12 protein-coding genes are annotated in these 12,105 nt (G+C 69.8%); 6 read left to right on the top strand and 6 right to left on the bottom strand.

The window, feature by feature from the left end:
• Positions 1-57 precede the first annotated feature (57 nt).
• The gene (locus tag ACFSKW_RS23815; protein ID WP_379574552.1) at positions 58-1,530 is read right to left on the bottom strand and encodes a helix-turn-helix domain-containing protein; all 1,473 of its coding nucleotides are present in this window, start codon (positions 1,528-1,530) and stop codon (positions 58-60) included.
• Between the two features lie 302 nt (positions 1,531-1,832).
• Between ACFSKW_RS23815 and aceA the strand changes: the two genes are divergently transcribed.
• The gene (gene aceA, locus ACFSKW_RS23810) at positions 1,833-3,116 is read left to right on the top strand and encodes an isocitrate lyase (RefSeq protein WP_379574551.1); all 1,284 of its coding nucleotides are present in this window, start codon (positions 1,833-1,835) and stop codon (positions 3,114-3,116) included.
• 139 nt (positions 3,117-3,255) lie between these two features.
• Here aceA and ACFSKW_RS23805 read toward each other — a convergent pair whose 3' ends face one another.
• The 3 genes from ACFSKW_RS23805 to ACFSKW_RS23795 form a co-directional block, all read right to left on the bottom strand.
• Positions 3,256-4,767: a serine/threonine-protein kinase gene (locus tag ACFSKW_RS23805; protein ID WP_379574549.1), complete on the bottom strand. Its 1,512-nt coding sequence runs from the start codon at positions 4,765-4,767 to the stop codon at positions 3,256-3,258.
• A gap of 207 nt (positions 4,768-4,974) precedes the next feature.
• Positions 4,975-5,784, bottom strand: coding sequence for a siderophore-interacting protein (locus tag ACFSKW_RS23800; RefSeq protein WP_379574547.1), 810 nt, complete (start codon positions 5,782-5,784; stop codon positions 4,975-4,977).
• Positions 5,785-5,830: 46 nt separating this feature from the next.
• Positions 5,831-6,796 carry an alpha/beta hydrolase gene (locus ACFSKW_RS23795; RefSeq protein ID WP_379574546.1) on the bottom strand — a complete coding sequence of 322 codons (966 nt, stop codon included), beginning with the start codon at positions 6,794-6,796 and terminating at the stop codon, positions 5,831-5,833.
• 96 nt (positions 6,797-6,892) lie between these two features.
• Between ACFSKW_RS23795 and ACFSKW_RS23790 the strand changes: the two genes are divergently transcribed.
• The 4 genes from ACFSKW_RS23790 (at position 6,893) to ACFSKW_RS23775 (ending at position 9,680) form a co-directional block, all read left to right on the top strand.
• Positions 6,893-7,276: a hypothetical protein gene (locus tag ACFSKW_RS23790; protein ID WP_379574545.1), complete on the top strand. Its 384-nt coding sequence runs from the start codon at positions 6,893-6,895 to the stop codon at positions 7,274-7,276.
• A 91-nt stretch (positions 7,277-7,367) separates the two neighbouring features.
• Positions 7,368-8,153 (top strand): ABC transporter permease, encoded by a 786-nt coding sequence (locus tag ACFSKW_RS23785; RefSeq protein ID WP_379574584.1) that lies wholly within the window; start codon positions 7,368-7,370, stop codon positions 8,151-8,153.
• A complete protein-coding gene (locus tag ACFSKW_RS23780) occupies positions 8,146-8,934 on the top strand; it encodes an ABC transporter permease (RefSeq protein WP_379574543.1) in 789 nt (262 codons plus the stop codon). Before ACFSKW_RS23785 ends, ACFSKW_RS23780 begins: the two co-directional genes overlap by 8 nt.
• A gap of 2 nt (positions 8,935-8,936) precedes the next feature.
• Positions 8,937-9,680, top strand: coding sequence for an ABC transporter ATP-binding protein (locus ACFSKW_RS23775; RefSeq protein ID WP_379574541.1), 744 nt, complete (start codon positions 8,937-8,939; stop codon positions 9,678-9,680).
• On the opposite strand, the gene ACFSKW_RS23770 is transcribed toward ACFSKW_RS23775, so the two are convergent.
• Together ACFSKW_RS23770 and ACFSKW_RS23765 are read right to left on the bottom strand one after the other, a co-directional pair.
• A complete protein-coding gene (locus ACFSKW_RS23770; protein ID WP_379574540.1) occupies positions 9,674-10,123 on the bottom strand; it encodes a hypothetical protein in 450 nt (149 codons plus the stop codon). The genes ACFSKW_RS23775 and ACFSKW_RS23770 overlap by 7 nt on opposite strands.
• Positions 10,124-10,237: 114 nt before the next feature.
• Positions 10,238-11,371: a hypothetical protein gene (locus tag ACFSKW_RS23765; protein WP_379574539.1), complete on the bottom strand. Its 1,134-nt coding sequence runs from the start codon at positions 11,369-11,371 to the stop codon at positions 10,238-10,240.
• Between the two features lie 166 nt (positions 11,372-11,537).
• Here ACFSKW_RS23765 and ACFSKW_RS23760 point away from each other — a divergent pair, with 166 nt between their 5' ends.
• Positions 11,538-12,101 carry an MFS transporter gene (locus tag ACFSKW_RS23760; protein WP_379574537.1) on the top strand — a complete coding sequence of 188 codons (564 nt, stop codon included), beginning with the start codon at positions 11,538-11,540 and terminating at the stop codon, positions 12,099-12,101.
• Positions 12,102-12,105 lie beyond the last annotated feature (4 nt).

The following is a 12,105-nucleotide window of genomic DNA, read 5'->3' as shown; positions in this document are numbered from 1 at the left end:
CGTCGCACCACGAAGGATCATCTAACCGCACCACCGAGATCATTTATCAGACACGCCTTAGGCCTGAGTGGCGTGCCGTTCGAGGAAGGTGTAGACGTCGGCCTCGTCCACGCCGGGGAACGAGCCGGGCGGCAGCGCGGCCAGCACGTGGGAGTTGGCACGCGCCGAGGGCCAGGCGTAGCCCTCCCAGCGCTGAGCCAGCTCGGTGGGAGGGCGGCGGCAGCAGTCGCCGGTCGGGCAGTTCGAGCGGGTCCTGTTGGTCGTCTCGCGCCCGCGGAACCACCGCGACTCCCTGTACGGCACGCCCAGGGTGATCGCGAAGTCCCGTTCGCGGGAGGGGTCGACGTGCGCGACGCAGAAGTAGGTGCCGGTCGGCGAGTCGGAGTACTGGTAGAAGACCGAGAACCTGTCGGGTGACTGGAAGACCTGGCGGCCCGACCACTGTAGGCACATGCGCTGGCCCTCGATGGCGCCCTGCTCGTCGGCGGGGAAGACGATGCCGTCGTTCTCGTACGCCTTGTAGATCGTGCCGCCCGCGTCGTTGCGGACGAAGTGGCAGACCAGGTCGAGGTGGTGGGTGGCCAGGTTCGTGAAGCGGTGGGCGGCCATCTCGTAGGAGACGGCGAAGACGTCGCGCAGGTCCTCCACCGACAGGGCGCGGTCCTGCTTGGCCTCCTGCAGGAACTGGGTGGCCGAGCGCTCGGGCACGAGGACGGCGGCGGCGAAGTAGTTGGCCTCGGTGCGCTGCAGCAGGAAGTCGGCGAAGTCGCGTGGCTTGCCGTGGCCGAGCGCGAGGTGTCCGAGGGTCTGCAGCAGGATCGTGCGCGGGGTGTGCATGCCGAGCTGCTCGTGCTTGACGTAGATGCGACGGTTGCGCAGGTCGGTGATGGAGCGGACCGAGCGCGGCAGGTCCTGCGCGGTGTGGACGGTGTACCCGAAATGGGTGACGAGCGCCTGGATCGTGCTCTGGGACAGCGCGCCCGTGCGGTAGCCGACGGCGGCGAGGGCGGCGGCGGCCGCCTTCTCGATGTCGGGGAAGTAGTTGCCCTGCTCGCGCTGTCTGCGGCGCAGCTCGGCGTTGGCGGCTCTGGCCTCCTCGGGGGTGGCGGTGCCGCGGGCCTGCCTGGCGCGCAGCTCGCCGTACAGGCCGAGGATGTGTTCGAGGACGTCGTTGGGCACGCGGGCGGAGACCTTCAGCCGCGGCAGGCCGAGCCCCGCGTAGAGCGGGTCGCGCTGGGCCTCCTCCAGCGCGATCTCCAGCTGGGCGCGGCGGTTGGGCGGCTGGCGGCGCAGCAGCTCCTCGACCGGCACGTTGAGCGCGGTGGCCAGCGACTTGAGCAGCGACAGCTTGGGCTCGCGCTTGCCGTTCTCCAGCAGGGAGAGCTGGCTGGGCGCTCTGCTGACACGCCCGCCCAGGTCGGACAGGGTCAGTCCGCGTTGTTTGCGCAGGTGACGCAGCCTTTGGCCGAAGGCGATGAGATCGAGCTCCTGCGTCAAAGAAAGCGGTTCTTCGCCGAGCAAGGGGGCCATGTGCGCATCATAGGCGGAAGAATCACCCTTTTTCTATAGCCAGCTGCGCCGTGCGCCTCAGATCGGCCCGAAGCCGGCAGTCACTCGCGAATCGACCGCGCCCTGCGGCAGACGAGCCGGGCACGGACCCACATTGGTCTAGTCCATAGAGAAAAGTCGCGATTTCTTCTCTATCGAATACTCGCCAGTATGCTCCTAGTCGGAAATTTCATCGTTCTTCTCCTATGCGAACCCTACTGGAAGGGCTGCACCGGGGCAGACACTCGGTGCAAGCACCCCAGGGGACGACAAAGGAGTGAAAAATGAACGATCGCCTCAAGGGAGCGGCTGAGCAGCTGCGGCACGACTGGAAGAACGACCCCCGATGGGAGGGCACCGAGCGCACCTACACCGCCGAGGACGTCATCAGGCTCCGCGGCAGCGTGCAGGAGGAGCACACGCTGGCCAGACTCGGCGCCGAGCGGCTGTGGGACCTGCTGCACACCGAGGACTACGTGCACGCGCTCGGCGCGCTGACCGGAAACCAGGCCGTGCAGCAGGTGAAGGCGGGATTGAAGGCGATCTACCTGTCCGGCTGGCAGGTGGCGGCGGATGCGAACCTCGGCGGGCAGACCTACCCCGACCAGTCGCTGTACCCGGCCAACTCGGTCCCCGCAGTCGTGCGCCGCATCAACAACGCGCTGCTGCGCGCCGACCAGATCACCTGGTCGGAGGGGTCGGACGAGACCCACTGGCTCGCTCCGATCGTGGCCGACGCCGAGGCGGGCTTCGGCGGCGTGCTGAACGCCTTCGAGCTGATGAAGGGCATGATCGCGGCGGGTGCCGCGGGCGTGCACTGGGAGGACCAGCTCGCCTCGGAGAAGAAGTGCGGCCACCTCGGCGGCAAGGTGCTGATCCCGACCGGCCAGCACATCAAGACCCTCAACGCCGCCCGCCTGGCGGCCGACGTGGCGGGCGTCCCCTCACTGATCATCGCGCGGACCGACGCACAGGCCGCGACGCTTCTGACCAGCGACGTGGACCCACGCGACCAGCGCTTCACCACCGGTGACCGTACCGCCGAGGGCTTCTACCGGGTCCGCAACGGCGTCGAGGCCTGCATCGACCGCGGCCTGTCCTACGCCCCCTACTCCGACCTGCTGTGGATGGAGACCTCCACGCCCGACCTCGACGTGGCCCGCGAGTTCGCCGAGGCGATCAAGGCGAAGTACCCCGACCAGATGCTCGCCTACAACTGCTCGCCCTCGTTCAACTGGAAGCAGCACCTGGACGACTCCACGATCGCCAAGTTCCAGCGCGAGCTCGGGCACATGGGGTACAAGTTCCAGTTCATCACGCTGGCCGGTTTCCACTCGCTCAACTACTCCATGTTCAACCTGGCGCACGGCTACGCGGCCGACGGCATGACCGCCTACGTCGAACTGCAGGAGGCCGAGTTCGCGGCCGAGGAGCGCGGCTACACCGCCACCAGGCACCAGCGCGAGGTCGGCACCGGCTACTTCGACCTGGTCAGCACGGCGATCGCGCCCGACTCCTCGACGACCGCGCTCAAGGGCTCCACCGAGGAGGAGCAGTTCGCCCACTGAGCCGCCCGAGACTCGCCGATTCCTCCTAGGGCATGGGAGGGTTCCCCGGCGACCGCCCCGGCCCCGCGCGCCCGCGGGGCCGGGGCATCCGGCTGTCCGGCCCCGCCCTGAACCGCGAAACCCCGCACCCGCCTCCGCGTCAGCCCGACGACGACCCGGTGGGCGTCTGCGACACCTGATCGGTCGGGGTGACGGACACCGACGCCGTGGGATCGGGCGTCTCCCCCGGCCCCTCCTGCGGGATCGTCGTGATGCTGGAGGACGGCTGCGGGCAGTCCCTCGCCCGCTTCCTGCCCGCGGGGTTGACGCAGTCGCCCGGGTCGCCGTTGCCCGGCGGATCCGGCGACCTGCCGCGCTGCTCGGACCACGTCCGCTCCTCCGACTCCGAGCGCGTCGGCCGCAGCTTCGATGGCTCCACCGTCCTGGTGTGGGTGATGACGACGGTCGGGGTGATCGACGGCCCGGCCGGGAACGGCCCCGCCGGGCGCCTGGACGGCGTGATCGGATTGATCGTGGACCCCGCGGTGCCGTTCGGCACGACGACGGGAACGGTCTCCGGCAGCCCGGTGCCGTCCAGCCGTACCCCTCCTCCCCCGCTGGCCGCGGCCACCGTCAGCGCCGCGATCGAGACGGTGGCCAGCGCCGCGAAGCTGGCGTGCGACAGCTGCGCCCCCGCCCTTGCCCGCCGCCGGCGTGCCGATGGACCCGGCGTCTCCGTCTCGGCCCCTTCCCGGGGCACGTCCGCGAGGCGCACCCTGCCGCCGCCCGGCGGGTACGGCACCGGCGTCCAGATCTCCGCCAGCACACTGGCGACCGCCTCGCGCAGGTCCCATGGGTCGCCCACGCCGCCCGCGGCCAGTAAGGCCCGCAGCAGTTCGACCGAGGTGGGCCGCTCGGCTGGATCCTTGGCCAGCGACGCCTCCACCGCGGGCCGCAGCAGCGCGGGCACACCTTCGACGCGCGCGGGCTCGAGCATGATGCGCCTGGTCAGCACGTCGGCCTCACCGGTGCCGAACGGGTGGTAGCCGGTGGCGGCGAAGGCGATCAGGCATCCCCAGGCGAACACGTCGGAGGCAGGCAGCGCGGCCCCGCCGGTCAGCCGCTCGGGCGCCACCCAGCCGGGACTGCCCATCACCTGACCCGCCTGCGTGTGGGCCGCCGCGGTGTCGACGTCGCGGGCGATGCCGAAGTCGATGACGCGCGGCCCGTCCGGCGACAGCAACACGTTGCCCGGTTTGAGGTCACGATGAACCAGCCCCGCGTCGTGCACGGCGACCAGTCCGGCAGCCACGCCGAGCGCCACCCCGTAGGCGAGGTCTGGGGTCAGCGGGCCGCGCGCGACCACGACCTGCGACAGCGCGGGCCCCGGGATGTACTCGCAGACGAGGTAGGGGCGGTCGCGGTCGGTGCCGTCCTCGATCACGGCCGCCGTGCAGAACGGGACCACCCTGCGCGAGAACGTCACCTCTTCGGCGAACCTGGCGCGAAGAGTGGCGTCCTTGAGATGGACGGCGTGCGGGGTCTTCAGCGCCACGAACCCGCCACGGGGGTGCTCGGCCAGGTAGACCACGCCCATCCCGCCGGTTCCCAGGCGCCCGAGCAGCAGGTATCTGCCGATGATCACGGGGTCGCCCACCGTCAGCGGTCGCACGCCTGGTGGCATGCCGCTCGAACCACGTGCCATCCGGGGGTCGCCTCTCCTGCGCTGGGACACGGCCACAGCACACTGTGACCGGATCGGGCGAGGCATTTCCCCAGGACTGTCACAAGGGGTATCGAAGGTAAGGCGAATCTTCCCCGGCAGTGAGAAAGAAGTGAGGTACCTGGGCTTTCAGGTAAGACGAGAGGGCGGTGAGGCTCACGCGCCGAGGGCGGCGCTCTCCTCGGTCTCGACCTGACGGTTCCAGTCCTTCTTGACCGCGCGCCAGCCCTCGTCGTCGACGCCGAGCCGCCAGTAGCCGGAGATCGACAGCTGGTCGAGCGGGATCTTCCTGTCCACGCGCAGGAGCCTGCGCAGTTCCTTGACGAAGGCGGCCTCTCCGTGGACGAAGGCGTGCACCCTGCCCTCGGGGAAGTCGAGGGTGCGAACCGCCTCCACGAGCCTGCTGCCGTACGGCGCGCCCGCACGGTGCAGGTAGGTCACGGGAACGTCGAGCTTCTGCTCGTCCTCAGGGCCTTCGACCTCGATGAACACGTACGCCTTCGCGCCCGGGGCGAGCGCCTCGAGCGAGGCGGCGATCGCCGGAAGCGCGCTCTCGTCGCCGGCCAGCAGATGCCAGTCCGCCTCGGGGCTCGGCGCGTAGCCTCCACCTGGGCCGATCATGTGGATCACGTCGCCGGGGCGCGCGGCCACGGCCCACGGGCCCGCCAGACCCTCGTCGCCGTGCACCACGAAGTCGAGCGTCAACTCCTTGGCAGCCGCGTCCCATGCGCGCACGGTGTAGGTGCGCAGTCTCGGCCAGTGCTCGCGCGGCACGCTCTCCCGGCAGTTCGCCACGGTGAACGGCGTCGGGTACTCCACCCCCTCGTAGGGGAAGACCAGCTTCACGTAGTGGTCGGTCAACCCTTCGGTGGCGAAGCCGCGCATTCCCTCCCCGCCGACCACCACCCGCACCATGTGCGGGGTGAGCCGCTCGGTCCTGAGCACGACGCCCCTGTGTTCCGTCATGAACCCTCCAGCTGTAGTTAGGCACACCTAACCTACAGCTGGAACGTCATGCCGCGAGAGAAGATTCCTCGCCCGAGCCGCGCACGGCGGACAGGAAGCGGGCCATGTGCCGGTAGACCAGGCGCGCTTCGGGCAGCACGTCGGCCAGGATCGCGAAGACGTGCGGCATCCGCGGCCACTCCTCGTAGGTCACCGGCACGCCCGCCTCGCGGGCGCGCAGCGCCACTCGGCGGCCCTCGTCCCGCAGCACCTCGGTCGAGCCTGTGACGATCATCAACGGCGGCAGCCCGGTGTAGTCGCCGAAGACGGGTGAGACGAGCGGGTCGCGCGGATCGAGGCCCGACGTCCACCGTCTGGCCAGCCACTCGACCCGGCCGGCCGGCAGCATCGGGTCCTCCCAGCGGTTGGCCCTGCGCGGGGTGTCGCTCAGATCGGTCCACGGTGACAGGCAGATGGCCGCGGCCGGCAGCGGCAGCCCGCGGTCGCGCAGCGCGAGCAGGGTGGCCAGCGTGAGGTGACCGCCCGCCGAGTCGCCCGCGAACAGGATGTCGGCGGGATCGTGGCCGCGTTCGAGCAGCTCGCCGTAGGCGTCGAGCGCGTCCTGCAGCGACTCGGCCAGCGAGTGGACGGGGCCCTGCCGGTAGTCGAGGGCGAACACGGGCCGGCGCGCCACGACCGACAGCCGCCAGGTGATCGGCCGGTGCGTGGCGGGCGAGCAGCTGAAGTAGCCGCCGCCGTGGAAGTAGAGGAGCACCTTGCGCTCGTCGAGCCCCTGCCCCGCGCGCACCCACTCGCCCGAACGGTGCGGGACGATGCCGACGTGGCTCGGCGGTCGCACCGGGACCAGCCTGACCAGCTCACCGAGCCTGGAGCAGGCGGTGATGGCCAGGGAGTGACGCAGGAGCAGGCTGGAGGCCGGCTTCAGGGTGCCGCGCATCAGGCCGTTGAGCGCTCGGGACTGCCAGCTGAACGGATAGTCGGGGATGACGTCCAGGTCGATCTCGTGCCGCACACCTAAACAATTCCCTCTAGAGGATCGTTCTATCGACAAGGACGTCACTCTTCTGTTTCCGGTGAATCACGGATGACCGTATGAGACCCTTCACGCATGGCCGGATACTCCGGAACGCCCCTGCCGCGGAAGCCGGGGATCAAACCGGGCCATCGCGTGCTCGCCGTCGGCGCGCCCGCCGACCTCGACGTGCCCGCCTACCACCGGCGTCCTGGGCGAGAGCCGTACGACGTGATCCTGCTCTTCTGCCTCGACGCGGCCACCCTCCACCAGCGGTTCGGCAAGGCGGCGGCACGGCTGGTCAGGAACGGCGGCCTGTGGGTGTGCCGGCCCAAACGGGCGAGCGGCGTGCCGACCGACCTGAGTGACGACCACGTCAGGCAGTACGGCCTAGCACAGGGTCTCGTCGACAACAAGGTCGCGGCCATCGACAGCACCTGGTCGGGTCTGCGCTTCGTCTATCGGCTTGCCGACCGCTGATCTCTGAGCGGATAATTACCGCCCCGAACACCCGTGCCCCCTTCCGGGCACGGGCTGTCGTCATGCCATCACTCTGCGGAGGTGACGCACCATTTCCCTCTATCTCCGGCTCATCCGGCTCGGCTTCCGCAAACACGCCACCTACGTCTGGGCAGCGGCGGCGGGCGCGTTCACCAACAGCGTCTTCGGCGTCCTGCGCGCCTACGTCCTGATCGCGCTCTGGCACGTCAGGCCAGGACTGGCGGGCTACGACGTCACCGACGCCGTCACCTTCTGCTTCGTCACCCAGGCCTTCATCGGCCCGATGCAGCTGTTCGGCGGCGGCCTGACCATCCCCGAACGCATCCGCACCGGCGACATCGCCCTCGACCTCGTCAGGCCCGCCTCCCTGCAGGCCTGGGCCCTGTCGGAGGACCTGGGCAGAGCCGCCTACCTCTTCCTCGTGCGCGGCGTCCCGCCGACGATCGTCGGCGCGCTCGTGTTCGGCATCGTCGTGCCCTCGGACCCGGGGCGGTGGGCCGCCTTCGCCGTCAGCTTCGCCCTCGGCGTGCTGGTCAGCTTCGCCTGGCGCTATCTGGTGGCGCTGTCGGTCTGCTGGCTCGCCGACGACCGCGGCGTGGCCACGGTGTCGCTGGTCCTCACCACGTTCTTCAGCGGCTTGATGCTGCCGCTGACGATCTTCCCAGGACCGCTCGGCGACCTGGCCGCCGCGCTGCCCTGGGCCGCGATGGCGCAGGTGCCCGCCGACGTCTACCTCGGCAAGGCCGGCCTCCTCGACGCCGTGCCCTTCCAGGCCCTCTGGGCGGCCGCACTGCTCGCCCTCGGAGCGGTCGGCACCCATGCGATCAGGCACAAGGTGGTGATCCAGGGTGGTTAGGACCTACGCCATGCTGGTATGGACGTGGACCCGTGCCGCGGCCGCCTACCCCGCCTCCTTCGCGCTCATGGTCGCCTTCGGCTTCCTGATGGCGGCCGTGGACGTCGCGGTGATCCTGGTCGTCTTCGCCAACACCACCGCGCTGGCCGGGTTCACCCGCGACGAGGTCCTCTTCCTGTACGGCGCGGCAGGCACCGCCTTCTCCGTGGTCGACATGTGCGTCGGCAACCTCGACAAGATCAGCCAGCACATCAAGGCCGGCACCCTGGACACGATGCTCGTCAAGCCGGCCTCGGCCTGGGTGCAGGCCGCCGCCGACAGGTTCACCCCTACCAGGATCGGCCGCGTACTGCAGGCCGTCGTGGTCCTGGCCGCGGGGCTGGCCGGGGTCGGCGTGCCGTGGGAGCGCGCGTGGATGATCCCGGTGATGATCGCCACCGCGATGGTCATCTTCGCGTCACTGTGGACGCTGGCGGGCGCCGCGCAGTTCGTGCTCACCGACGCCCCCGAGGTGGTCAACGCCTTCACCTACGGCGGCGGCCAGCTCACCCAGTACCCCTTCAGCGTCTACGGACGCGACCTGGTGGCCGGAGTGACCTACGTGCTGCCGCTCGCCTTCGTCAACTGGCAGCCGGGCCTGTACGTGCTGGGCAGGGACGACCCCTTCGGGACGCCCGGCTTCCTGCGTTTCCTCGGGCCCGTCGCGGCCCTGCTCCTTGCCCTGACGGCCGCCTTCGCCTGGCGCCAGGGCCTTCGCCGCTACCGATCGACGGGGAGTTAGAGATGATCCAACTGGAGGGCGCGGGGCGCTCGTTCAAGGTCAGGCGCACGGTCGTGCACGCCGTCAGGGACCTGTCCTTCAGCGTGGCGCCGGGTGAGTTCGTCGGCTACCTCGGCCCTAACGGCGCGGGCAAGTCGACCACGATCAAGATGCTGTGCGGGATCCTCACCCCCACCTCCGGCAGGGTCCGCGTGGCGGGCCTCGATCCGTCGCGCAGGAGGACCGCGCTGGCCAGGCGGATCGGCGTGGTGTTCGGGCAGCGGACGACGCTGTGGTGGGACCTGCCGTTGAGGGACAGCTTCGAACTGATCCGGCTCCTTTACAAAGTAGATCGCAAGGTGTTCGCCGGGCGGCTCGAGGAGCTGGTGGAGACCCTCGACCTGGCCGGGTTCATGCGCACGCCGGTGCGCCAGCTCAGCCTCGGCCAGCGCATGCGCGGCGACCTGACCGCCGCGCTGCTGCACGCGCCCGACGTGCTGGTGCTCGACGAGCCCACGATCGGACTCGACGTGGTCAGCAAGAACAGCATCCGCGCGTTCCTGCTGAAGGTGAACGCCGAGCGCGGCACCACCGTGCTGCTGACCACACACGACCTCGGCGACATCGAACGCCTGTGCCGCAGGGTGATGCTGATCGACCACGGCAGGCTGGCCTTCGACGGCTCACTCGGCGACCTGATGGCCACCGCGCCGGACGAGACCATCGAGGAGGTCGTGACCAGGCTCTACACGCGCGCGGGTCAGTAGTAGCCGCTCTGCTCGCTCTCGTCGTACTCGTCGTCCATGTCGTCCCGCCGGCCGGCCCAGCGGGACGGCATCAGCACCGGCAGGAACAACGCCACGCCGAGCATGGCGTAGACGCCGGTCGTGAGCAGTGTCCTGCTGCCCGCGCCCGCCTCCAGCACGATCTGGTGCATGGAGGGCTCGTCGGGAACGAACGACAGCGCCCTGTTGACGTCGAGCGCGTAGACGACCGTCCACGCCAGCAGCACCAGCGAGGGCACGAACGTGGCCAGCGGCGACACCCTGCCCGCCACCACCAACCCGACCACCAGGCCGATCACCGCCATGGCGCCGAGCGCGATCCACAGCTTCGGCCCCGCGGCCGGGGCGGCCGTTCCAGGCGCGATCATCAACGCCTGCTGGACTGCCCAGCCTCCTCCGACCAGCAGGGCGCCGGTCACGATCACGCCGAGTAGCAAACCAGCAAAATGCCGCACAAACATCACCTCGGCCCCGACCATAGCGACAAACCAGATATTTGAGCCAGGCATTGGCCGGAGCCGTATGACATCACGTAGCCGCTAGCCGATCCTCTCGAACGGGGTCGGCGCCTGGCCCGTCCAGCGGTAGAGCTGGGCGTGGCTGGTCTGCTTGGTGACCCCGCCCTCCGTGAGGGTCCCCGCCTTGGAGACGTAGAAGCGGCCGTCGCCGAGCGCGGCCAGGCCGTACTGGCCGCCGAACTCCCAGCCGCGGACACCGGAGGCCTCGTGCTGGAGTCCGCCGGGCGCCAGGCTGAGGAGCTTGCCGGTCTCGGGGGTGGGCTGGCCCACGACGGGGCCGGTCCTGGGGGGCCGGCCACCGTCGACGACGAAGAAGGAGTAGTTGGGGAACTGCGGCTTGACGCCCTTGTAGACGGCCATCATCCAGTTGCCGGTGTGGGGGTCGTACTCCAGGTTCTGCACGCCGTAGGTGGTGTTGCCCGTGTAGGCGAAGTACTTGCCGTCGACCTTGCCGGGACCGCTCCTGTGCGGGGCGCTCTCGGTGAGCGGCCGCTCGTACTTCTTCCAGTCCCGCACGTCGTACTGCAGGATGACCTGGTGGTCGTTGTCCTGGCGGCCGACGTTGGAGTAGACGCCGTAGGCGACGGTGAGCCGCTGCCTGCCGTGCCTCCTGCCGAACTCGGGGCCGAACGACACGCCGTCGATGCCGCTGCAGCCGTACCGGTGGTCCGGCGTGTCGGCGACGTTGCCGTCGAAGGTGCCGTCGCCGTTCATGTCCGCGACGTAGTCGTCCACGACCTCCTTCAGGTAGACCGTGCTCACCACGTCGCTGGACTGGGCGTCCATGTCCATCCTGGTGATCCGGTCGACGTCGAAGACGGCGATGTAGAACGACTCCTGCTCCTTGTACTCCAGGGACCCGTACACCCGCCCGTCCTGCTCGTTGAAGTCCAGGTCGCCGAGGTGGCCGGTGAAGCCGGACACCGATCCGACGGGGGTGCCCCGCAGGTCGGTCTTCACCAGGAGGTTGGTGAAGGAGAAGTACATGAATCCCTTCCGCTGGTCGACGGCGATGCCCTGGACGTGGCCCGAGGGCCAGGCCCCGCCGTAGATCTCGGTCGGCATCTCCCGTGGCGCCTTGTCCGGTTCGGCCGCCGCCACGGAGGAGGAGAACATCCCGAGGGTGAAGGTGGCCGCCAAGGTGAGCGTCGCCATTGTGCGCATGTTCCGGTACCCGTCTTCATTAGGGAGCAGACCGAAATAGACGTTAATGGAGTGAGCGGCGATGGTTCCGACAAAGTCATGAACTGAGAGTGAAGGCGGCCCGAAGAAACCCACCGCCCCTCGGCGGCACCGCCGCCGTGAGAACATATGGTCACCCATGCGCGCCAATCTCCCCCTGCGGCTGACGCGGGCGGCGGCCTTCTCCGCCGTCTGCGTGCTGCTGGCCGCCCTCGGCCACAGCGCGGCCGGCGGCACGGGCCCGGCCACCTGGGCGTTCGGCCTGGGCGGTGCCATCGTCATGCTGGTGGCGCTGACCCTGTCGGGCAGGGAGCGCTCGACCTCCACCATCAATGTCACGCTCGTGGCGCTGCAGGCGGGGCTGCACGAGCTGTTCGGCCTCGACGGCACGGGCGCCGTCCTCACTCTGGCCCACGGGCAGGACGGGTCGGGCCACGGCTCGGGGCTCGGTGAGAGCCTGGGCATGCTGCTGGCGCACCTGACGGTGACGCTCATCACCGGCTGGTGGCTGGCCCGCGGCGAGGCCGCGCTCTGGTCGCTGCTGCGCCGTCTCGGGCGCCGCCTGATCAGGCTGCTGCCGCCGCTGCCCTCCATGGCCGCGGTACTGCGGGCGCCGGTGCGCACGGCCGTCCGCGTCGCCTCAGGCGGCGTGCTCCTCCGCCACATCGTCAGCAGGCGCGGTCCTCCACTTCCCGCCCGCTGACGCC

Origin of the sequence: Nonomuraea mangrovi (genome assembly GCF_042681425.1) — a bacterium.
GTDB lineage: Bacteria > Actinomycetota > Actinomycetes > Streptosporangiales > Streptosporangiaceae > Nonomuraea > Nonomuraea mangrovi.
The sequence above is the reverse complement of the archived record's forward strand: the minus strand, read 5'-3'. Positions and strand labels throughout refer to the sequence as shown.